Raw genomic sequence first — 21,620 nt, forward strand, 5'->3', positions numbered from 1 at the left:
GGCGATTCCACCGTGCGCGAGCGAGCGCGGTACCGTCGGCGGGTGGACCGCCGTTCCGTCGTCGCAGGCGCCGCGCTGGCCGCGCTGGCCGCCCTGCTGGTGACGCTCGGCGCGGCCGTCCGCCCGCTCCTCGTCCCGGAGCGCGCGCCGGAGCGGGAGATCCTGAGCACAACCGAGATCGCCTTCCTGCAGGACATGACGGCGCACCACGAGCAGGCGCTGCTCATGGTGCAGTCCCTCGACCCCGGCGTCTCCCCGGTGATCGCCCGGCTGGCCGCGCAGATCGACGACGTGCAGCGGGTCGAGCTCGGCACCATGCTCGGCTGGCTGCGGCTGGCGAACGCGCTGCCCAGCAATCCGCAGCCGATGGCGTGGCTGCACGAACCGTCGGCCGGGCATCACGGCGCCCCGGTCGCCGCCACCGCCGAACCGACCGGCACCGCCATGGGCATGGCCACCCGCGCCGAGCTGAACGCGCTCGCCGCCGCCCGCGGCCGGGAGGCCGAGCTCCTCTTCCTGCGGCTCATGCAGCGCCACCACTACGGCGGCGTCGCCATGGCCCGCGGCGCGGACGCCCTGCTCACCGCGGGGCCGGTCAAGCGGGCGGCGCGCGAGATGGTCACCGAGCAGACGACGGAGATCGGCACCATCGGGCTGCTGCTCGCGCAGTACGGCTGAGTCAGCCCGCCTCGCGGCAGAGGATGGTCGAGCGCGGGCCGCCGAAGGGCAGGTCGACCTCGGCGGCGACCCGGTATCCGGCGCGCGCGTAGAAGCCGAGCCGGGCCGGTTCGGTGGTCTCCAGGTGGGTGGGCAGCCCCTCGGCGTCGGCGCGGGCGATGCCGAAGCCGAGCAGGGCGCGGCCGTGGCCGCGGCCACGAGCGTCGGGCACGGTGCCGATGGCGAGCAGGTGCCAGTGCGAGCGCAGCGGCGCCGCGGTGAAGGTGGCGGCGCTGACCTGCTGCAGGTAGGGGTCGCGCTCGCCGTGCAATCGACGCAGCGCGGTGCGCAGCCGGACCTGCTGCAGCCAGGGGAGGCGGTACGGCAGCGGGGTCCAGAGCGCGGCGGCGATCAGCGCGCCGTCCGGGTCGACCAGGACGTGCGCGCCGAGCGCGGGCCTGCACACCCGCTCGACCTCCAGCAGGAAGGAGGCGCGCAGTTCCGCGTGGCGCCAGTCGGCGACCGGGTGCAGCCAGCGGGAGAGCGGGTCGTCGGCCATGGCGGTGGCGAGCAGGCCGGCGACCGCGGCGGTCTCGGTGCGGCGGGCGCCGCGGACGGTGGCGGTGCGCGGTGCGGTCACGCCTCGTCCAGCGGGGTGAGCAGCACCAGCGGGATCTCGCGGTCGGTGCGGGTCTGGTAGCCGGCGTAGACCGGGTGGCCCGCGGTGACCCGGGGCCACAGCTCGGCGCGCTCGGCGGGGCCCGCGACCCGGGCCCGCATCGGCACGCGCGGTCCGCCCTGCACCGCGACCGTGACCTCCGGCCGTGCGCGCAGGTTGTGGTACCAGGCCGGGTGCCGGTCGTCGCCCGCCCTGGAGGCGACCACCACGTACCCGCCGTCCTCCACGATCGGGGCGGTGAGCAGCACCCTGTGCTCCTTACCGGACCGCCTGCCGACGGTGGTGAGCTCCAGCGACGGCATGCCCGCGATGCGGTGCCCGAGCCTGCCGAAGGTCAGCGTGGTGAGCAGCCGATGCGCGGTATTGGTGGCCCTGAGCGTGAAATCCGGCGGCATGAGAGCACGATAGCCGTCACCGGCCCGGCCCGGCGCTCGCCTCGAGCAGCCGCTGCCGCGCGGAGCGCTCGGCGAGTTCCGGCAGCGACCCGGCCGGTATTCCGGCGAGATCGCTCAGGCAGCGCCGGACGATCTCGTCGATCGCCCCGGCCGCCAGCCGGTGCTCGAACTCCGCGCGTAGCCGCTCGACGGTCTCGTCGACCACGGACTCCGGGCACCCCGCCGTGCCCGCCTGTGCATACCGATCGCCCACTGCCCCTTCGATCATCCGTCCAGGGTGCCCCCGCGGGCCCGCCGTGTTCAGGGCCGAAGGTCCCCGAATCGAATTCGTGCGGGCACCACGACGATCCGGCGGCGAAGGAGACCGCCCTTCCCCTCCGGCACCGGGCCGTGCCTGTCATGCTGGTAGCGGAATCGGTGCGAGGAGAGGCGACGGCGATGATCCGGGTGTTCCTGGTCGACGATCACGAGATCGTGCGGCGCGGGCTGGCCGACCTGATCGACGCCGAGCCCGACCTGGAGATGGTCGGCGGGGCGGAGAGCGTTACGCACGCGCTGGCCCGAATCCCGGCGCTGCGCCCGGATGTCGCGGTGCTCGACGTCCGGCTGCCGGACGGCAACGGCATCGAGCTCTGCCGCGAGCTGCTCTCCCAGCTGCCGGGGCTGCGCTGCCTGATCCTCACCTCGTTCACCGACGAGCAGGCCATGCTCGACGCCATCCTGGCCGGGGCCAGTGGCTACGTCGTCAAGGACATCGGCACGCTGGAGCTGGTCGACGCCATCCGCGCGGTCGGCGCGGGGAAGTCGCTGCTGGACAACCGGGCCGCCGCCGCGCTCATGGCGAAGCTGCGCGCGCAGGCCGAGCAGAAGGCGGGGCCGCTCGCCGCCCTCACCGAGCAGGAGCGCACGCTGCTCGCGCTGCTCGGCAGGGGGCTCACCAACCGGCAGATCGCGGCCGAGATGTTCCTGGCGGAGAAGACGGTGAAGAACTACGTGTCCCGGCTGCTGGCCAAGCTCGGCGTGGAGCGCCGCACCCAGGCCGCGGTCCTCGCCTCCAAACTCGGCCGTGACGGACACTGAGCCGCGCGCCGGGGCGGGCGGCGATCGGATGGACGGCCACACCCCGGTCGGGCAGGCGCTCTCCCAGCTGCGGCTGAACGAGCTGCTGCTGGAGGTGCAGGAGCGGATCACCCAGATCGTCGGGGTCAGGGACAAGATGGACCGGCTCATGGAGGCCATGCTGGTGGTCACCGCCGGGCTGGACCTGGACAATACGCTGCGCACCATCGTGCACACCGCCATCGAGCTGGTCGACGCGGGCTACGGCGCGCTCGGCGTGCGGGAGACCGGCAAGGACAGCAAGCAGCTCGCCGAGTTCGTCTATGAGGGCATCGACGACCGCACCCGGGTGCTGATCGGCGACCTGCCGCGCGGCCACGGCGTGCTCGGGCTGCTCATCGAGGACCCGAAACCGCTACGGCTGGCGAAGCTCTCGGCGCACGCCGGGTCGGTCGGGTTCCCGGACAAGCACCCGCCGATGAGCACCTTCCTCGGGGTTCCGGTGAAGGTGCGCGACGAGGTCTTCGGCAACCTCTACCTGACCGAGAAGAAGGGCGGGCAGGAGTTCACCGAGGACGACGAGGTGGTGGTGCGGGCGCTCGCCGCCGCCGCCGGTATCGCGATCGCCAATGCCAGGCTCTACGAGGAGTCCCGGATCCGGCAGCAGTGGCTGGAGGCCACCCAGGAGGTCGCCACCGAGCTGCTGGCGGGCGGCGAGCCGGACGAGGTGCTCGAGCTCATCGTGCGCCGCGCGCTCACCCTGACCGGCGCCGCCTGCGCCTTCCTCGCGCTGCCCGAGGACCCGGACATCCCGCACGACGAGGTCACGGACTTGGTGGTGGTCGCCGCCGCGGGCGCGGCGGCCGCGCCGATCACCGGCCGCACCATCCCGATCGACGAATCCCGCTCCGGCGCCGCCTTCCTGCACCGGCGGCCGGTCTCGGTCGCCGACTACCTGCCCGCGCAGCTCTTCGGGCCGGACACCGCCTTCGGCCCCGCGCTGATCCTGCCGCTGCACGCGGGCACCGCGGTGATCGGTGTGCTCACCACGCTGCGCCCGCACGGCGCGCCGCCGCTGGACGCCGCGGGGCAGTCGATCATGACGGCCTTCGCCGGGCAGGCGGCGCTGGCGCTGCGGCTGGCCGCGCAGCAGCGCCGGATGCGCGAGCTGGACGTGCTCTCCGACCGCGACCGGATCGCGCGCGACCTGCACGACCACGTGATCCAGCGGCTCTTCAGCGTCGGGCTCTCGCTGCAGGGCACGGTGCAGCGCTCGCACAACCCGGAGATCCGCACCCGGCTCTCGGACACCGTGAACGACCTGCAGTCCATCGTCCAGGACATCCGGCACTCCATCTTCGACCTGCAGAGCAATACCGCCGCCGACTCCGCCACCTTCCGGAAGCGGTTGCACGGCATCGTCTCCGAGACCACCGCGGACAGCGGGCTGCGCACCACGGTCCGGCTGGCAGGCCCGGTCTCGGTGCTCGGCCCGCCGCTCTCCGACCATGTCGAGGCGGTGCTGCGCGAGGGCGTCAGCAATGCCGTGCGGCACGCGGGCGCCACCGCCATCTCGGTGGTGCTCACCGTCGACGACGACGCCACCATCCTGATCACCGACGACGGCACCGGCATGCCGGACCGCACCGGCCGCCACAGCGGCCTCGCCAACCTCGCCGCTCGGGCCGAGGAGGCGGGCGGCACCTTCGGGCTGGAGAAGGGCGAGCGCGGGGGCACGGTCCTGCGCTGGTCGGCCCCGCTGCCGTAGGCCCGGTCCCGGAGCCCTGCCGGAGGCGCCGTGCGATTTTCGCGCGCCGGGTTGCACGGCGACATTCGGGCAATACGGTCGTTGAGAAAGTTACCCGATCCGGCCCCATCCATCCGCGTGTGCCTGTCGAAACGACAGTGACCGGCCCGCGCAGGATGCATCGTTTGTGCATCGTTGCGCTACGATGGCGAGAGCCCGACCGCCAGATGAGGAGTTCGAGTGAGTGCCGTGTTCTCCGCGCCACATCGGGCGTGCCGCCTCCTGACCACACCGGACGGCGAGGAGTGCTCGCCGACCCGCTGGCGGGCCGCGGTGCGCACGGAGGTGATGCGCGAACTTGAATCGTTCATGCAGCGGAACCAGCCGGAGCCGATCAGCGGAATCCCCCTGGACGGTGTCCTCCGGCACTACGCCATCGGCGGCAAGGGGCTGCGGCCGATGTTCCTGTACCTGGGCTGGCTCTGCGGCGCCGACCCGAGCCCGGCCGCGCTGCGCGCCGCCGCCGCGCTGGAGCTGCTGCAGGCCTTCGCGCTGCTGCAGGACGACGTCATGGACGAGGCCGAGCTGCGCCGCGGCGAGCCGGCCGCGCACCGCGTCTTCGCGGCGGCGCACCGCGAGCTCGGGCTGCCGGGCGACGCCGCCCGGTTCGGCGAATCGGCGGCCACCCTGCTCGGCGATCTCTGCCTGGTCTGGTCCGAGCGGATGCTGCGCGAGAGCGGGGTGGACGAGCGCGCGCTGGCCCGGATATGGCCGCGATACGACCGGATGCGGGTGGAGCTGGCGCTCGGGCAGTTCGCCGACCTGGTGAACGACGCGCGCGCCACCCCGACGCTGGAATCGGTGCTCGCCATCGCGCGCGCCAAGTCCGGCAACTACACCGTGCGCAGGCCACTGGAGCTGGGCGCGCTCATGGCGGGCTGCCAGGAGCACACGATCGAGGCGCTCGCCCGGTACGGCCGGCTCATCGGCGAGGCGTTCCAGCTCCGCGACGACGTGCTCGGCGTCTTCGGCAGCGCCGAGACCACCGGCAAACCCGCCGACAGCGACCTCGGCCAGCGCAAGGCGACCACGGTCGTGGTCGCCGCGCAGGAGATGGCCGACCCGGCCACCGCCCGCGCCCTCGCCGAGCTGCTCGCCGCGCCCGCGCTGGACGCCGCCGCCGTCGCCGCGGCGCGCGGGCTGATCAGTGCCACCGGCGCCGTCGAGCGAATCGAGGCGATGATCACCGAGCGGGTCGCCGAGGCCCGCGAGGCCGTCCGGTGGGCCCGGATCGAAGAGCCCGAACTGCGCCTGCTCGACGGCATGGCGCTGATCTGCACCACCCGCGAACTCTGAGGAGAAGCAGCACGATGCGCACTGTTCCCGGTCGTACCGACCGAGTCGTTGTGGTCGGCGCCGGCCTGGCCGGGCTCGCCACCGCACTGCACCTCGCCGGGCGCGGCCGGGAGGTCACCCTGCTCGAGCGCGACGACCTCCCCGGCGGGCGGGCCGGGCGCGCCGATATCGACGGCTACCGCCTCGACACCGGCCCGACCGTGCTGACCATGCCGGAGCTGCTGGACGACGCCTTCGCCGCGGTCGGCGAGCGCACCGCCGACCGGCTCACCCTGGACCGGGTCGACCCGGCCTACCGGGCCCGCTTCGCCGACGGCAGGGCGCTGGACGTGCACACCGACGCCGGGCGGATGGCCGCCGCCATCACCGAGTTCGCCGGGCCGGTGCAGGCCGGTGGCTACCTGCGGCTGCGGGACTGGCTGGCCCGGCTCTACGCGGCCGAGTTCGACGGCTTCATCGCCTCGAACTTCGACTCGCCGCTCTCCCTGGTCTCCCCCGCGCTGGCCAAGCTGCTCGCGCTCGGCGGGTTCCGGCGCTGGGATCGGGCCGTCGCGGACCACATCACCGACCCCGACCTGCGCCGGATCTTCACCTTCCAGTCGCTCTACGCGGGGGTCGCGCCGAGCCGGGCACTGGCCGCGTACGCGGTGATCGCCTACATGGACACCATCTCCGGGGTCTGGTTCCCGCGCGGTGGCATGCGCGCGGTGCCGGACGCGCTGGCCGCCGCGGCCACCGCCGCCGGGGTGAAGATCCGCTACGGCGCCACCGTCTCGGCGCTCGAGCGGGACGGCGGGCGGGTGCGGGCGGTGCGCACCGCCGACGGCGAGCGGGTGCCCGCCGACGCGCTGGTCCTCACCACCGAGCTGCACACCAGCTACGCGCTGCTCGGGCACCGCTCCCGGCGCCCGGTCCGGGTGACCCCGGCGCCGTCGGCGGTCATCCTGCACCTCGGCGTGGACGCGGTCCCCGAGCTGCCGCACCACTCGCTGCTCTTCGGCGCGGCCTGGGACCAGGCCTTCCGCGACATCACCGTGGACGGCCGGGTGATGACCGACCCCTCACTGCTGCTCACCCGCCCCACCGCGGGCGACCCGGCGCTCGCCCCGGCCGGGCGCGACCTGCTCTACCTGCTCGCCCCGGTCCCCAACCTGGAGCGCGGCCGGATCAACTGGGACCGCTTCGCCCCGGCCTACGCCGAGGAGGTGCTGGCCATCGCCAACGCCAGGCTGCCCGAGCCGCTGCCGAATCCGGAGCTGCTGCGCGTGGTCACCCCCGCGGACTGGGCCAGGCAGGGCATGCTGGCGGGCAGCCCGTTCGCGCTCGGCCACACCTTCGCCCAGACCGGCCCGTTCCGGCCGGCCAATATGCTCCGCGGCCTGGACAACGTGGTCCTGGCCGGCGGCTCGACCGTGCCCGGCGTCGGGATTCCGCCGGTGCTCGTCTCCGGGCGGCTGGCCGCCGACCGGATCACCGGAACCACGCAGCCCACCCGATCGGAGCGCCCATGACCCGCACCGAGCTCGACGCCGCAGGCATCACCGACGCCGCCCTGCGCGGGTCCTACCAGGCCTGCCGGGTGCTGAACGCCAGGCACGGCAAGACCTTCTTCCTGGCCACCCGGCTGCTCGCCCCCGACCAGCGCCCCGCGGTGCACGCGCTCTACGGCTTCGCGCGCCGCGCCGACGACATCCTGGACGAGTTTGACGAGACCCGCTCCACCGCCGAGCGCGCCGACGCGCTGGCAACGCTGGCCGCGCGGTTCCGGGCAGGCGAAGCCGAGGCCGACCCGGTGCTCGCCGCGGTGCTGCACACCGCCCGCGCCTACCGCATCCCGGACCAGCTCTTCGACGACTTCCTCGCCTCCATGCGGATGGACCTCGAGATCACCGACTACCCGGACCGGGCGGCGCTGAACCGCTACGTCCACGGCTCGGCCGAGGTGATCGGGTTGCAGGTGCTTCCGGTGCTCGGCACCGTCGGCGACGAGGCCGAAGCCGCCCCCTACGCCGCCGCGCTCGGCACGGCGTTCCAGCTCACGAACTTCCTGCGGGACGTGAACGAGGACCTGGCCCGCGACCGGGTCTACCTGCCCGCCGACGAACTCGCCGCGCACGGCGTCGACCGCGACCTGCTGCTCTGGTGCCAGGCGCGGCGCGGCACCGACCCGCGGGTGCGCCGGGCGCTGGCCGAGCAGCATGCCGTCACCCGCGCGATCTACCGGCGGGCCGAGGGCGGCATCGCCCTGCTGCAGCCGCGCTCGCGGGCCTGCGTGGCGACCGCGCTCACGCTGTACTCGGAGATCCTGGACCGGATCGAGGCGAGCGATTTCGCGGTATTCGAGCGGCGGGCAAGGGTCGGCATTCCGCGCCGGCTCGCCGTCGGCGGGGCCGGGCTGGCGAAGGCGTGGCTGGCGCGCCGCGCGCCGGGGTCAGGAGTGCAACGTCACCTGGCGTGAGCGGCGGCGCTGCTCAGGACGGCAGCGGAGCGCTCAGCTCGACGATGGTGCCGGTGTCGCCGACGATGACCCTGGTGTCCGGCACCAGCGCCTTGATCAGCATGAGGCCGCGGCCCCGGTTCGAATCGGCGCTCTCGTCGGCCGGGTACCAGGTGCCGCCGTCGGTGATGGTGATGCAGACCTTGCGGCCGTCGATCTCCGCGCGCAGGGTGATCACCCTGCCGTCCTCGCGGTGGCCGTGCTCGACCGAATTGGTACACGCCTCACTGGCGGCGAGCAGCAGATCGTAGGCCCGGTCCGGGTCGGCGGTGTTCTCCGCGAGCCAATCGCGCAGCGCGTGCCTGACATCCGCCAGCTCGGCGGCGCGCGCCGGGAACTCGATCTCCAACGCTCGCGGGGAGCGATCCGATATGTCCATCTCTCCTCTTCACGTCGAAAACCGGCATTCCTGGGCCTACCCGTCTTGGCGGGATGCACACCTGATTCTCGGTTCACCCGAGCGGCGCGGGCCCCTCCGGTTCCCCGTCGTCTCGATCCTGCTCCAGCCAGTAGTCCACCGCACCCTGGAGCACCGTGCGGAACAGGGTGAAATCCACCGGCTTGTAGATATAGCTGTCCGCACCCGCGGCATAACACCTGTCGATGTCACTGGACGCCGTCGACGAGGTGAAGACCACGACCGTGAGCTCCGCGGCGGCGGGCTCGGCCCGGATCCGGGACAGCACGGTGTAGCCGTCGGCGCCGGGCATGTTCAGGTCGAGCAGGACGAGCGCGGGGCGCGGGGCGGACTCGTCGCGCAGCCGGGCCAGCCCCTCGGCGCCGTCGGCGACGAATTCCACCGGCAGGTCCGGGTGCGAGGCACGCAGCGCGCGCTCGATCGCCTCGCGGTCGTCGGCGGAGTCCTCGACCACGAGGACCAGCCGTGGCCCGGTCACCGCGCCGCCCCCGCCGCGCCGAGATGCCGGATGGCGAGGACGGCGGCGTCGTCGCCGACCCGGTAGCGGTCGGCGCCGGTCACGAGCGTGTCGGCGAGCGCGGCGGCGGGGAGCTCGCGCAGCCCGGCCAGCGTCGCGGGCAGCTCGTCCTCGAAGAACCGGCCCGCCTCGTCCCTGGCCTCGGTCAGGCCGTCGGTGTAGAGCAGGATCAGGTCGCCGGGGCGCAGCACGCCGTCGTAGGGCTTCAATCCCAGCTCCGGACGCACCCCGACGAGCAGCCCGGAGCAGTCCGGCTGCTCCACCTCGCCGCTCCGGCGCAGGATCAGCGGCGCCGGGTGCCCGCCGGAGAGCACCCGGATCGGCACCCCGTCCCGGCCGCCCGCGGCCAGCTCGATGGCGACCGCGGTCAGGGTCAGGAACCGGCCGACGCCGGTGCGCAGCATCTTGGTGTTCAGGATGTCGAAGGCGCGCTCCGGGCTGTGCCCCTCGGCCAGGATGGTCTCCAGCGTGTGCCTGGCCAGCCCGGTGAGCGCGGCGGCGGGCGCGCCGCGGCCGCAGACATCGCCCATCAGCGCGGTGAGCATGCGCCCCGGCTCGTGCACCAGCCCGTAGAAGTCACCGCCGACGTCGAGGCTGTGGTCGGCGACCCGGTACGCCGTCGCCATCTCCAGACCGGGCACTTCGGGCAGCGCGGCCGGGAGCAGGTGCTGCTGCAGCGACATGACGTCGGCGCGCTGCTGGGCGTAGAGCGCCGCGTTGTCGATGGCCAGCGCCGCCCGCCCGGCCAGGTTGCGCAGGAAGGCGTGCGAGGGCCGCCGCGCCGAGCCGTGCCGGTGGAACAACGTGAGCAGCCCGACGTCGCGGCCGCGCGCCCGCAGCACCGAGATGGTCGCGGTGTCCAGGTTGGCGTCGGGCGGAAGCCCGGCGGGCAGCGGACCGTCCTCCCAGCCGGAGCGGTCCGCGCGCTGGACCACCGGCGCGCCCGCCCAGCGCCCCGCGCGCAGGTGCTCGGTGAGGCTGCGCTCCCGGCGCGCGTCCAGGTGCGCCACCGCGACCAGCTCCATCTGCCCGGCGCGGGCGATGTGCACGGCGGCGCCGTCGGCCAGCCCCGGCACGGTCATCCTGACCACCGCGCGCAGCGTCTCCTCGATCTCCAGCGAGGAGCCCATCCGCAGCGACGCCTCGGCCAGGATGGCATCGGCCAGGCTGCGGTCGGAGAGCGCCCGCTGCTCGGTGACCTGGCGATCGATGGCGATCATGATGTCCCGCGCCTGGCGCAGCGCGGTGACGGTGTCCGGCGGCACCGGCGCCGCCGCGGCGGTGGCGAGCGCGACCAGCCCGCGCGGCCCGGCCATCGGCCGGTACGGCGCCACCAGCAGCACGGTCGCGCCCAGCGCGGCGAGCCGGCCGGCGAGCTCGGGGGTGCCCGCGGCCAGCTCGGCGGGCGCGACCTCGACCAGGGCGGCCTCGGCGGCCTCGGCGGCGCCGTCCGGGCACCACTCGGCGGCGCGCGCGTCCAGCTCGGCGGCGAGCGTGGCGGGGACGACGGCGGTGCCGCCCAGGTCGGCCCAGCGCGCGGCGACCTCGGCATCGGTGGCCGCGACGCCGACGGCGAAGGTCGCCACCACCCCCGGCAGCGACAGCAGCCCGCCGACCAGCTCGTCCGGCAGGTCGGCGACGCTGCGGGCGTCGAAGGCCGAGCGCCAGGAGGCGTGCAGCAGCATCGACCACGGGGTGCGCGGAGTCGTCGGCATGGGTTGCTCGTCCTCCCGCTCTCCGGCGGACCCCGATGGTCCGACCCCTACTGTAAGGTTCCGCCACATTCGCTCCCCCCGGCGACCCCACACGGAAGGAGCTGCGATGACCTCGCTCTCCGACGATGATGCCCTGTTCCGGCTCGACGAGCGCGATCTGGCGGCCGAGGTGGCGGCGGGCACCGCGTTCGACCTGTCGCAGTGCGTCAACGAGCCGATCCACCTGCTCGGCGGCATCCAGTCCTACGGCACGCTGGTCGCGCTGGATTCCGCCGACGTGATCGCGGTCGCCGGCTCGAACAGCGCGCGGGTGCTCGGCCGCCCGGCCGCCGACCTGGTCGGCACCCCGGTGGCCGAGCTGATCGGCCCGGACGGGCTGGCCGCCGTGCACGAGACGCTGCGCGCCCCCACCGGCGACCGCGGGCTGATCGGGCTGAACATCCCGCCCGGCGGCCCGGAGTTCGACGCCACCGTCTACCGCTCCGACGGCGTGCTCGTGCTGGAGCTGGAGCCCGCCGCCGTCGAGCGGCCGTTCCAGTTCGCCCGCTTCTACCCGCGGCTGCGCGGCACCCTGACCCGGCTGCAGAACGAGCGCACCGTGCTCGCCGCCTGCGCCGCCGCGGTCGCCGAGATCCGCGCGCTCACCGGCTACGACCGGGTGGTCACCTACCGCTTCGAGGGCCGCGACGGGCCGGGCGAGGTGATCGCGGAGTCGGTCGCCGACGGCCTCGACCCCTGGCAGGGGCTCTGGTTCCCGGCCACCGACATCCCGCCGCAGGCGCGCAGGCTCTACGAGCGCAACTGGATCCGGGTCATCCAGGACGTGGACGACGACACCGCCGTGCTGGTGCCGCCGCTGCTCTCCGACACCGGCGCCCCGCTCGATCTCTCCGACTCCACGCTGCGCACGGTCTCCGGCTTCCACCTGGAGTACCTGCGCAATATCGCGGTGCGGTCGTCCATGTCGGTCTCGCTGCTGCGCGACGGCGAGCTGTGGGGGCTCATCGCCTGCCACGGCCTCCAGCCGCGCACGCTGAGCCCCGAGGTCCGCACCGCCTGCGAGTTCTTCGGGGTCATGCTCTCGCTGCAGCTGGCCGCGCTGCAGGACGCCGAGACCTCGCGGGCCAGGCAGACCGCGCGCAAGGCACTGGCCCAGCTGGTCACCGCGCTGGACACCGATATCGCCCAGTCGGTGCGGGACAACGGCGCGCTGCTGGCCCAGCTGGTGCCCGCGGACGCCGTCGTGCTGCGCGCCGCCGACCTGACCACCGGCGAACTCACCACCACCATCGCGCACGGCGACGCCGCGGAGTTCGACACCGTCGCCCTCGACACGCTGTGGCGGCTGCTGCCGCAGTTCCCGGCCGGGCAGGTATGGAGCAGCGGCTGCCTCGGCGACCACGACCCCGAGCTCACCGCGCTCTCCCCCGCGCTCAGCGGCGCGCTCGTGCTCGCGCTGGACGGCGCGGGCACCGGCATCGCCTGGCTGCGCCGGGAGCGCAGGGCCGCGCGCACCTGGGCCGCCGACCCGGCGCAGCCGGTGCGGCTCGGCCCGCGCGGCGAGCGGCTCACCCCGCGCGGCTCCTCGGCGGTGTACCAGGCGGTGGTGCGCGGCTGCTCGGTGCCATGGACCGCCCCGGACGAGGCGGTAGTGCAGGAATTCGGCCACGCCATCACCACGGTGGTGCTCAGGCACACCGCCCGGCTCGCCGCCCTGAACAGCGAACTGCGCAGGGCCAACCACGATCTCGACACCTTCGCGCACGCCGCCGCGCACGAGCTCAAGGAGCCGCTGCGCGGTATCTCCAACTCCGCCACTTTCATCGGTGAGGACGCGGGCGACAGCCTCGACCCCACCACCGTGCGCAGGCTCGGCACCATCCGCGCGCTCGCGGTGCGGATGGACGAGCTGATCAACTCACTGCTGCACTTCGCCCAGCTCGGTCAGGGCGAGCTGCGCCGGGAGCGGGTCGAGCTGCGCGCGGCCACCGAGCGGGCGCTGCAGATCGCGGGCGCCCGGCTGGAGGAGCAGGGGGTCGCCGTCACGCTGCCGGAGCCGGGGGTGACCGTGCCGGCCGACCCGGACCGGTTGCAGGAGATCCTGATCAACCTGCTGGTCAATGCCGCCAAGTACGCCGGGGACGAGCTGCCGCGCACGGTGGAGGTCGGGGTGCGGGCCGACGGCCCGGTTGCGGTCTACTTCGTCCGGGACAACGGCATCGGCATTCCGGAGGCGGACCAGAAGGAGGTGCTCCGGCTCTTCCGCCGCCTGCACCCGCGGGAATCGCGCGGCGGCGGGCACGGCGCCGGGCTCGCCATCGTGGACCGGATCGTGGAGCGGCACGGCGGCCGGCTCTGGCTGGAATCGGCGCCGGGGGCGGGGACAACGGTGTTCTTCACGCTGGAAGCCGAGCCGGGCGCGGGGTGACCACCCTGCGGTATGTTTCTCCCGCGACGCCCCCCGGCGGAACGGCCGGGGAGCGGTTTTCCATGGGATACGCTGAGGACAGCGGTTGAGCTCACAGCCGCAGCGAACTCTTCCCGCGATCTCCCGCGGCGGGATTCCGCGTGGCACCGGCCACCGCCGGATCCGGTCACGCCCGGCCGTCGCCGTCGAGAGAGGTTCACCGTGCGCTTCACAGATCCGCCCCGCGATTTCCACGTCGAGGTCAGGTCGGTCGATGCCGCTGTCGTGGTGACCGCGCACGGCGAGGTCGACATCATCACCGCCCCCCAGCTGCAGCAGGCCCTCACCGAGGCGGGCTCCGGCGTCGTCATCGCCGACCTGACCGCCGTCCCGTTCTTCGACTCGGCCGGGCTGAACGCGCTCATCCAGGCCTCCGACGGCGCCGAGCTGCGGATCGCCGCCTCCAGGGCGGTGCACCGGCCGATGGCGGCCACCGGTCTCGCCAAGGTGATCCCGACCTTCGACAGCCTGGACGCCGCGCTGGCGGGCTGAGCCGCCCCCGCCTCCGCGGCCATCCGGGTCGGACATGCTGTCGTGGCATGCTGTCCGAATGCCCGACATCCGTCTCGAGATCACCGACGACATCGCGACCATCACGCTGCACCGCCCGGACAAACTCAATGCCTTCACCACGGTGATGGAGAACGAGCTGATCGAGGCCTTCGACCGCACCGACGCCGACGACGCCGTGCGCGCGGTGGTGCTGACCGGCTCCGGGCGCGCCTTCTGCGCGGGCGCCGACCTCTCCGGCGGCGCCGACACCTTCGTCGCCCCGGACGACTGGCGCGACGGCGGCGGCCGGGTGGTGCTTCGGATGTTCGAGTCGCGCAAGCCGATCGTGGCCGCGATCAACGGCCCCGCGGTCGGCGTCGGCATCACCATGACGCTCGCCGCCGACTTCCGGCTGGCCGCCGAGAACACGCGCATCGGCTTCGTGTTCAACCGCCGCGGCATCGTGCCGGAGTCCGGCTCCAGCTGGTTCCTGCCCCGGCTGGTGCCACTGCAGACCGCGCTGGACTGGGTCTACTCCGGCCGCCTCGTGGAGGCCGCCGAGGCGCACGAGGCCGGGCTGCTGTACCGGCTCTACCCGGCCGAGCAGCTGATGGACGAGGCGTACGCGCTGGCCCGCTCGGTGACCGAGCACTCGGCGCCGGTCTCGGTGGCGCTCTCCAGGCAGCTGCTGCTGCGCGGGCTCGGCGTCGAGCACCCGATGATCGCGCACCGGGTGGAGACCCGCGGCATCCTGGCCCGTGGCGCGAGCGCCGATGCCCGCGAGGGCGTCACGGCGTTCCTGGAGAAGCGCCCGGCGCGCTTTTCCGACCGCCCGAGCACCGACATCCCGGACATCTTCGGCGCCGACATGCCGGTCCCGCCCTTCCGGCCGGAGCGGAATGCGAACGGGGCTCAGGAGGCGTAGCCGCGCAGGATCACCCCGCGCAGCGCGGCCCGGTAGTCGGCGGTCTCCTCGCCCAGCACCGGCCGCCGCCCGCCCGGCCTGCGGTGCAGCGCGTCGTCGATGCCCTCGTTCGCCGCATCCAGCACCCGCGGCGCCGGGATGCCCTGCTGGGCGCAGGTGCGCACCGCGCGCTCCAGCCGCTCCAGCGTCGGCATCCCCGATCTCTCCGCCACCTCGAGCAGCGTCAGCACGACGTGGAAGGCAGCGTGCGTCGCCGCGCGGGTGTCGCGTTCTCCGGTACCCCTTCGGTCCTCCACGCCGCTTCCTTCCTCGCCCACCGTCTCGTTCTCCGCGACCGTGCGGCGACAGACGGTATCGGAGCGCACCGGTGCCGGGGGGCGACCCGGGCGGGTCCCGTGCAATCCAGTTCCTACGCCCACGTATCTTGTGACCGGCCACAGTAGGCGTGAGCACGGGTCGCAGCAAACGCCCGGCCCGACGGGCGGGGCCGGATCAGTACACCGGGACCGCGGGCTCCTCGGTGCCGGTGAACATGCGGCGCATGATCGGGCGGGCCGCCCTCGAGGTCATCACCCTCGCGACGGCGCGGGCCAGCCGGACCGCCGCCCTGGAACCGGGCACCATGGCCCGGATGCCGCCGCCGGGCACCTGCTTGGCCCGCTCCAGGTACGGGGTGAGCACCCGCTCGGCGCGGGCCAGGGCGGCGGGGATGTCGCCCGGGGTCGCGGTGAGCTCGCCGCAGAGCACGTAGGCGCCGACGACGGCCATGGCGGTGCCCATGCCGGTGAGCGGGGAGCCGCAGTACCCGGCGTCGCCGAGGAGCGTGACCCGGCCCGCGGAGAGCGACGGCATGTCGACGCGCACCAGCTCGTCGAAGTAGAAGTCCGGCGTGTCCGGGAGCGCGGCCAGGATCTGCGGCGCGTGCCCGCCGACCCCGATCAGCGTGCGCCGCACCAGCTCCCGCTGCGCCTCGGCATCGCCGCGCAGCGCCGGGTCGGCGGGGGCGCGCAGCATGACGATCGCCTTGGCGGTGGCCGGGTCGGCGTCCGGGCGGATGCCGGCGGAGACTCCGACCGCCGGATGCAGGCTGAACCAGCCCGGCTCGGCATCGGCCGGGGTGGGGATGGTGAAGAAGGACATGGCGCCGCCCAGGTGCGTGCTGAACCGCTCCTCCGGGCCGAAGGCCAGCGCCCTGGTCGCCGAGTGCAGCCCGTCCGCGGCGACCACCAGGTCGTAGCGCCCGCGGCGCCCCGAGGTGAAGGTGACGTCGACACCGGCGCCGTCGTCGCGCAGCCCCGCGACGGACTCGCCGTAGCGGTACTCGGCGCGGTCGCCGAGCGCGGTGAGCAGCACGTCGTTCAGGTCGCCCCTGGTGATCTCCAGATCGGCCACCGGGCCCGCGCCGTCGAACATCTCCGCGGGCATCCTGGCGTAGACCCTGCGCTCCGCGTCCAGGTAGGCCATGCCGCGCTCGTGCAGCCTGCGCTCCAGGACCGCGGGCAGCAGCCCCATCCGCTCCACCACCGCGCGGCTCTGCCCGCGTAGGTCCACCGCCTGCCCGCCGGGGCGCGGCGCCGCCGCGCGCTCCACCACGATCGCGCGAATTCCCCTCGCCGCCAACCCCAGCGCGAGCGCGTTCCCCGCGATACCGCCACCGCTGATCAGAACCTGCATGACCCGACCTCTCCCTGAAACGAACGTCTGAGACAAATGTATAAACGGCTTTGGCACGGATGTCTAGCACAAACGTCTAAGACGCTGGTGTACGGTCTGGCCATGGGCAATCGGGAGGATCTGCTGGCCGGTGCGCGGCAGGTGATCGTGGAGCGCGGCGTCGCCAAGGCCACCGCGCGCGAGATCGCGAACGCCGCCGGGGTCAGCCTGGCCGCCATCGGCTACCACTTCGGCTCCAAGGAGCAGCTGATCACCGAGGCGCTCAACGAGACCCTCGGCACCGCCATCGGCGACGCCATGGAGGATCGGATCCGCGAGGGCGCGGGCCACACCCCGCTGGACGCCTTCGCCGCCGTCTGGAACGCCATGCCCGCCGTCTTCGCCGCCAACCGCCCCGCCATGCTCGCCAGCGCCGAGAACCTGGTGCGGGTGGCCCGCTCCCCCGAGGCGCGGCAGCACTTCCAGGCCATGCTCGAGGGCGGCTTCGACGACCTCGCCGACGCCCTGCGCGATGCCCACCCCGAGCTCACCGACGACCAGCTGCGGGCCGTCGCCGAGCTGCACTTCGTCTTCTCGCAGGGCCTCGGGCTGCTGCACACCATCGCCCCCGACGCCCCGCTCCCCGACGGTGACCGGCTGGCCACCGCCGTCGCGGCGCTCGCCGGCGTCGGCCGGGATTCGTGACCCGGGCCGGCCCGATCCCGGCGAAGAAAAAGCGGCCCAAAATCGGGTAGCGGTCCGGTTACCACCCCGAAAGTCCGACCCCGCTTTCGTTGCAACCCCGCATGCCTTGAACTGCGAGTTCAGCCCACTTTACGGTGCCCGTCGAGACCATTTGCCATATGTTTGCTTCTCCGCAGTCCCGGGAATCTTCGGGCGTAGTGCAATTTGTCCGTGCCGACAGCGACGTGAGGATGAGGACGAATGGACCGGAGAGGGAAGGCGGCCCTGGCCGCCGGTGCAGCCGCGATTCTCTTGCTCGGCGGCGCCGGTAGTCTGGCCTTCTGGCAGGACCGGACGGAATCCGGCGGCGGCACCATCACCGCCGGCGAGCTCTCGCTCAGCGCCTGCGTCCCGGTGGGAACCACCGGCTGGGAAGACATCACCGGCGGCACCGCCGAGCCGGTCGACGTCGCCAGCTTCCGGATCGTGCCCGGCGACACCCTGCGCTACACCTGCACCACCACGGTGCGCGCGACGGGCGACAATCTGACGGCGACGCTCGCCGCGGACACCTCGCAGATGTTCGCCGCGGGCAGCGATCCCACGCTGCGGGCGCGGTTGATCGACACCTCGCTCACCGCGACGAGCAGCAGCGGCGGGGTACTGCCGAACGCCCAGATCACCTCGGCGAACAGCGGCCAGACCGTCACCGTCGCAGCCCGGCTCACCTTCGACCCGACCACCCCGGACAAGGTCGCGCAGAACGCGAGCGTCACCCTGAACAAGGTGGCGATCACGCTCACGCAGAACACCAATCCCGCGCCCTGACCGGGGCCGGGATGCGACGGCTGCGATGGTGGGCGATCGCCGGTGCGGCGCTGGTGCTGCTGGCCTTCGGGGCGGCCGAGCAGTCCGGCGCCTACTGGCGCGCCGAGTCGAAGATCGGCGGCGACATCATCCGCTCCGGCACGCTCGCGCTGCGCGTCGGCGGGGCGTCGAGCCAGGTGAGCAACTACGTCTTCGACGCCTTCGGCGGCGCCGACCTGGCCCCGTCGGCGGTGGTGCAGAAGCCGCTCACCGTGCGCAACGCCGGTGACGTGACCATGTACTACCGGCTGCAGAACGTGCGGCAGAGTTCGGCGGCGCTGCCGCTCTCGCTGCAGATCTGGCTGGTGGGCGCGGAATCCGGCTGCCCGGCCTCGGCGGCGCCGGGCGGGACCGCGCTCTACAGCGGGGCGATGGCGGGCGCCCAGGTGCCCGGCGCTCCGGCCTGGGCGCCGACGCTGGCGCCCGGGGCGAACGCGGTGTGGTGTCTGCGCGCCACCATCGGCGCGGCCGCCGTCCCGAACACCTCGACGACCGTGACCTTCGACTTCCTGGCGAGTTCATCGTGAACGCACACCGCAGTGCGGCGCCCGAGGCGCCCACCGAGCAGAACACCGGCGCGGGCTGGTGGGTCCAGTCGGTGCTCAGCTGGCTGCTGCTCTTCGCCCTGGCCGGGCTGCTCGTGGTGACCATCGTGCTGCCGCTGGTCGTCGGCGGGCACCGGTTCACCATCCTGACCGGCTCCATGAAGCCGGCCTACCCGCCGGGCACGCTGGTGGTGGTGCGGCCGGAGGAGCCGGTCGACCTGGCGGTCGGCACCCCGATCACCTACCAGATCCGCTCCGGGGCGCCCGAGGTGGTGACGCACCGGATCGTGCAGCTCCGGCGCACCGCCGACGGGGAGATCGGCTTCGTCACCCGCGGCGACGCCAATCGGGCGGACGACGAGCAGATCGTGCGGCCGGAGCAGATCCGCGGCGCGGTCTGGTACTCGATTCCCTACCTCGGGTACGTCAACAACTGGTTCTCCGGGCCGAAGCGGACCTACACCATCGCGGTGCTCGTCGTGCTGCTCGGCGGGTACGCGCTGTTCGCGCTCGCCACCGACACCAGGGACCGGATGCGGGCCAGGCGGGAGCGGCGGTGACAGACCGTTCCGCGCTGGGGAAGCTGTGGGCGAGTGCCCGGGTGCGGGCGCTGCTGACGCTCGGGATCGTGCTCGGGCTCGGGACCGCGGGCACGCTCGCGGCCTGGAGCGATTCGGCCACCGCCACCTCCGGCACCTTCCGCATCGGCACCCTCGACCTGCGCGTCAACGACACCAAGGAGCTGGCGCTGCCCGCGCTCGCGCTCACCGGCATGCTGCCCGGCGAGAGTGTCGCGGCGCAGCTCACCGCCCAGAACAGGGGGACGATTCCATTGACCTACACCATGGCGGCGAGTACTCCGGCCGGCAGCGCCGCGCTCGCCGGGTACGTGCAGATCTCCGTGTACTCCGGTGGGGTGGCGAGCAATGCCACCGCGAACGGGATGCGGACCGGGAGTTGCAGCGGGACTCGGCTCGCCCAGGGCACGGTGAGCGCGGGCGGGTCGACGCCGCTGGTGACGACTGCGCGGCCGATCGCCGCGAGTACCGGGGCGGATCCGCTCTGCGTGGTCGCGCAGTTGGCGGCCGGGGCGCCGGTCGCGGTGCAGAGCCAGTCGGTCGCCTCGGTGCGTTTCGCGTTCGCCGCCACCGCGGTGGGGCAGTCGTGAACAGGGTGCCGGCGGGGAGGCCGTCGAGCGGGACTCCCCGCGTAGCCGGGCGTCAGAACGGGACTCCCGGCGTAGCCGGGCGTCCGAACGGGACGTCCGGCGGGGCCGTGTCGCCCGACGGAACCTCCGGCTCGGCCGGGAGGCACCCGCGACCCGAATTGCGGACGTCGGCGCAGATCGCGCTGACGATCGGGGCGGTGGCGGGGACCTTCTGCCTGCTCGCCGCGGCGGCGGCCCTGCTGTTCGGGATCACGCCACTGCTGTTCCGCTCGGGGTCGATGGAGCCCGAGATCGGCTCGGGCGCGGTCGCCCTGGTGCGCACGATCGATGCCACCGAGATCGAACCCGGCGACGTGGTCTCGGTGCGCGACGCGGCGGGCGAGCGGCTCACGCACCGGGTGGTGGCGGTGGATTCCATCACCGGCAACAGCGCGACCATCCGGATGAAGGGCGATGCCAACGAGACCGAGGACACCCAGCCCTACACCGTGACCGAGGCCGAGCGGGTCTTCGTCCACGTCGAGAAGCTCGGGTACGCCGTCGCCTGGCTGGCCAGCCCGCCCGCGGTCTTCCTCGGCGGCGCCTTCGCCGGGCTCCTGCTCGCCATCGCCTTCCTGCCCCGCGCGCCATCGAGCGCGAGCGGCAGGCACGCGGCGACCCCGCTGGTCGTGGTCGCGGTGCTGATCACCGCCACCGGGCTCGCCGGCGCACCGCAGGCGCGGGCCCAGACCGGCACCGACGCAGCGGCGGCGACCAGCGGCGCCTTCACCTCGCGCACCGAGTTCGTACCGCGCATCAACCAGCAGTTCCCCAACAACTCCTATGTCACCTGCACGAAATCGAGCGCGCAGGGCCCGGACCCGGTGACGCTGAGGTGGCGGCACATCGGCGCCCCGTACCTCTACCGGATAGTGCTGCGCGAGAACGGCACCAACACCATCTGGCGCACCTGGGACGTGACCTCGGTCCCCGCCGCCGCCGGTGACACGGTGAGCGCCGTGATCACCGGCGCGGGCATGCCCGCCCGGCTGCTCGCCCTGTTCGACGCGGAGATCCACACGGTGCTGCCCGGCCCGCCGGTCTCGTCCGGCGCGGTGAGCACCGCCTGGCGCGGCTTCGGCGTGCAGCAGGCGCTGCTGGTCGGCGTCCTCGTCCCGGAGGACCTGGACTGCGGCGTGCTGCGCAACGAGCAGAACGGCGCCCCCGCCTACGTGCCCGGCCCGGCCTCCGTCTCCTGCGCCGACGCCGCGCCGCGCGCCACCCTCGGCTGGCCGCACCTCGGCTCGCCCTACACCTACACGCTCCTCGTGCGCGACAACGCCACCCGCAACATCATGCTCACCCGCGCGATCACCACGGTCCCGGCCGCGGCCGGACAGAGCGTGACCAGCACGATCGCCGTTTCCGACCTAGACCTCGCCCGGCGCACCGGCGATGCCGCCGTCGCCGAGATCCGCACCACCAGCGGCACCGCGATCTCCAGCGAGTTCGTCCAGCAGAACCTGACCGTCACCACCGGCGCCGTGGCCTGCCCCGCCGCAGGCCTGCGCTCGCAGTCGATCCCGTCGAGCAGCAGCTCGGCCGGCGGCACCACCTCGACCACCGCACCGACGAGCACCGCAGCCACCTCCGCCCCGAGCACGGCGCCGCCCCCGGCCGCCGTCATAACCACGACGATCCCGGCCCCGGAGCCACCGGCAACCACCACGACCACCACCGGCCCGCCCCCGGCGACGACCACCCCGTCCGCCACCACGACCACCCCGCCCTGACCGGCGC

General features: G+C 73.7%; 23 protein-coding genes. 15 read left to right on the plus strand and 8 right to left on the minus strand.

Features of this window, described 5'->3' with window-relative positions:
• Positions 1-42: 42 nt before the first annotated feature.
• The gene (locus NH2_RS11265; RefSeq protein WP_067652280.1) at positions 43-678 is read left to right on the plus strand and encodes a DUF305 domain-containing protein; all 636 of its coding nucleotides are present in this window, start codon (positions 43-45) and stop codon (positions 676-678) included.
• A 1-nt stretch (position 679) separates the two neighbouring features.
• On the opposite strand, the gene NH2_RS11270 is transcribed toward NH2_RS11265, so the two are convergent.
• The 3 genes from NH2_RS11270 to NH2_RS11280 are packed head-to-tail and all read right to left on the minus strand — an operon-like array spanning position 680 to position 1,999.
• Positions 680-1,297, minus strand: a complete 618-nt coding sequence (locus NH2_RS11270) for a GNAT family N-acetyltransferase (protein ID WP_067652282.1) — start codon at positions 1,295-1,297, stop codon at positions 680-682.
• Positions 1,294-1,731, minus strand: a complete 438-nt coding sequence (locus NH2_RS11275) for a nitroreductase/quinone reductase family protein (protein WP_067652284.1) — start codon at positions 1,729-1,731, stop codon at positions 1,294-1,296. The genes NH2_RS11270 and NH2_RS11275 overlap by 4 nt, the downstream gene beginning before the upstream one ends.
• Before the next feature lie 16 nt (positions 1,732-1,747).
• Positions 1,748-1,999 carry a hypothetical protein gene (locus NH2_RS11280; RefSeq protein WP_157103691.1) on the minus strand — a complete coding sequence of 84 codons (252 nt, stop codon included), beginning with the start codon at positions 1,997-1,999 and terminating at the stop codon, positions 1,748-1,750.
• 170 nt (positions 2,000-2,169) lie between these two features.
• Here NH2_RS11280 and NH2_RS11285 point away from each other — a divergent pair, with 170 nt between their 5' ends.
• The 5 genes from NH2_RS11285 (at position 2,170) to NH2_RS11305 (ending at position 8,351) form a co-directional block, all read left to right on the plus strand.
• A complete protein-coding gene (locus NH2_RS11285; protein WP_067652288.1) occupies positions 2,170-2,811 on the plus strand; it encodes a response regulator transcription factor in 642 nt (213 codons plus the stop codon).
• Between the two features lie 28 nt (positions 2,812-2,839).
• Positions 2,840-4,558 carry a GAF domain-containing sensor histidine kinase gene (locus tag NH2_RS11290; RefSeq protein ID WP_067652290.1) on the plus strand — a complete coding sequence of 573 codons (1,719 nt, stop codon included), beginning with the start codon at positions 2,840-2,842 and terminating at the stop codon, positions 4,556-4,558.
• 219 nt (positions 4,559-4,777) lie between these two features.
• A complete protein-coding gene (locus NH2_RS11295) occupies positions 4,778-5,893 on the plus strand; it encodes a polyprenyl synthetase family protein (RefSeq protein ID WP_439951742.1) in 1,116 nt (371 codons plus the stop codon).
• Positions 5,894-5,907: 14 nt separating this feature from the next.
• On the plus strand, positions 5,908-7,404 hold the full coding sequence (gene crtI / locus NH2_RS11300; protein WP_067652291.1) for a phytoene desaturase family protein: 1,497 nt from the start codon (positions 5,908-5,910) through the stop codon (positions 7,402-7,404).
• Positions 7,401-8,351 (plus strand): phytoene/squalene synthase family protein, encoded by a 951-nt coding sequence (locus tag NH2_RS11305; RefSeq protein WP_067652293.1) that lies wholly within the window; start codon positions 7,401-7,403, stop codon positions 8,349-8,351. Before crtI ends, NH2_RS11305 begins: the two co-directional genes overlap by 4 nt.
• 13 nt (positions 8,352-8,364) lie before the next feature.
• Here the strand turns inward: NH2_RS11305 and NH2_RS11310 are convergent, their stop codons facing one another.
• The 3 genes from NH2_RS11310 to NH2_RS11320 all read right to left on the minus strand — a co-directional run bounded on the left by NH2_RS11310 (position 8,365) and on the right by NH2_RS11320 (position 11,040).
• Positions 8,365-8,769, minus strand: a complete 405-nt coding sequence (locus tag NH2_RS11310; protein WP_084505400.1) for an ATP-binding protein — start codon at positions 8,767-8,769, stop codon at positions 8,365-8,367.
• A gap of 73 nt (positions 8,770-8,842) precedes the next feature.
• Positions 8,843-9,286: a response regulator gene (locus tag NH2_RS11315; RefSeq protein WP_067652297.1), complete on the minus strand. Its 444-nt coding sequence runs from the start codon at positions 9,284-9,286 to the stop codon at positions 8,843-8,845.
• Positions 9,283-11,040, minus strand: coding sequence for a PP2C family protein-serine/threonine phosphatase (locus NH2_RS11320; RefSeq protein WP_067652299.1), 1,758 nt, complete (start codon positions 11,038-11,040; stop codon positions 9,283-9,285). The genes NH2_RS11315 and NH2_RS11320 overlap by 4 nt, the downstream gene beginning before the upstream one ends.
• A gap of 106 nt (positions 11,041-11,146) precedes the next feature.
• Here NH2_RS11320 and NH2_RS11325 point away from each other — a divergent pair, with 106 nt between their 5' ends.
• The 3 genes from NH2_RS11325 to NH2_RS11335 all read left to right on the plus strand — a co-directional run bounded on the left by NH2_RS11325 (position 11,147) and on the right by NH2_RS11335 (position 14,924).
• Positions 11,147-13,468 (plus strand): ATP-binding protein, encoded by a 2,322-nt coding sequence (locus NH2_RS11325; protein WP_067652301.1) that lies wholly within the window; start codon positions 11,147-11,149, stop codon positions 13,466-13,468.
• Positions 13,469-13,669: 201 nt separating this feature from the next.
• Positions 13,670-13,999, plus strand: coding sequence for an anti-sigma factor antagonist (locus tag NH2_RS29770; protein ID WP_067652303.1), 330 nt, complete (start codon positions 13,670-13,672; stop codon positions 13,997-13,999).
• 58 nt (positions 14,000-14,057) lie between these two features.
• A complete protein-coding gene (locus NH2_RS11335) occupies positions 14,058-14,924 on the plus strand; it encodes a crotonase/enoyl-CoA hydratase family protein (protein WP_067652305.1) in 867 nt (288 codons plus the stop codon).
• Here the strand turns inward: NH2_RS11335 and NH2_RS11340 are convergent.
• A complete protein-coding gene (locus NH2_RS11340; RefSeq protein ID WP_067652307.1) occupies positions 14,912-15,220 on the minus strand; it encodes a hypothetical protein in 309 nt (102 codons plus the stop codon). The genes NH2_RS11335 and NH2_RS11340 overlap by 13 nt on opposite strands.
• A gap of 196 nt (positions 15,221-15,416) precedes the next feature.
• Entirely contained in the window at positions 15,417-16,598 is a 1,182-nt protein-coding gene (locus NH2_RS11345; protein WP_067652309.1) for an FAD-dependent monooxygenase, read from the minus strand.
• Positions 16,599-16,700: 102 nt separating this feature from the next.
• Here NH2_RS11345 and NH2_RS11350 point away from each other — a divergent pair, with 102 nt between their 5' ends.
• From NH2_RS11350 to NH2_RS11375, 6 genes are all read left to right on the plus strand, one after another.
• Positions 16,701-17,282: a TetR/AcrR family transcriptional regulator gene (locus NH2_RS11350; RefSeq protein ID WP_067652594.1), complete on the plus strand. Its 582-nt coding sequence runs from the start codon at positions 16,701-16,703 to the stop codon at positions 17,280-17,282.
• 240 nt (positions 17,283-17,522) lie between these two features.
• Positions 17,523-18,089: an alternate-type signal peptide domain-containing protein gene (locus tag NH2_RS11355; RefSeq protein WP_067652312.1), complete on the plus strand. Its 567-nt coding sequence runs from the start codon at positions 17,523-17,525 to the stop codon at positions 18,087-18,089.
• Between the two features lie 11 nt (positions 18,090-18,100).
• Complete coding sequence (locus tag NH2_RS11360) at positions 18,101-18,655, plus strand: hypothetical protein (protein WP_067652314.1); 555 nt, start codon at positions 18,101-18,103, stop codon at positions 18,653-18,655.
• Positions 18,652-19,233, plus strand: coding sequence for a signal peptidase I (locus NH2_RS11365; RefSeq protein WP_157103693.1), 582 nt, complete (start codon positions 18,652-18,654; stop codon positions 19,231-19,233). The genes NH2_RS11360 and NH2_RS11365 overlap by 4 nt, the downstream gene beginning before the upstream one ends.
• The gene (locus NH2_RS11370) at positions 19,230-19,841 is read left to right on the plus strand and encodes a TasA family protein (protein WP_067652316.1); all 612 of its coding nucleotides are present in this window, start codon (positions 19,230-19,232) and stop codon (positions 19,839-19,841) included. The genes NH2_RS11365 and NH2_RS11370 overlap by 4 nt, the downstream gene beginning before the upstream one ends.
• 197 nt (positions 19,842-20,038) lie before the next feature.
• A complete protein-coding gene (locus NH2_RS11375; protein WP_157103694.1) occupies positions 20,039-21,613 on the plus strand; it encodes a S26 family signal peptidase in 1,575 nt (524 codons plus the stop codon).
• The last annotated feature ends 7 nt before the right edge of the window (positions 21,614-21,620 follow it).

It is taken from the genome of Nocardia harenae NBRC 108248 (assembly GCF_001612885.1).
Lineage (GTDB): Bacteria > Actinomycetota > Actinomycetes > Mycobacteriales > Mycobacteriaceae > Nocardia > Nocardia harenae.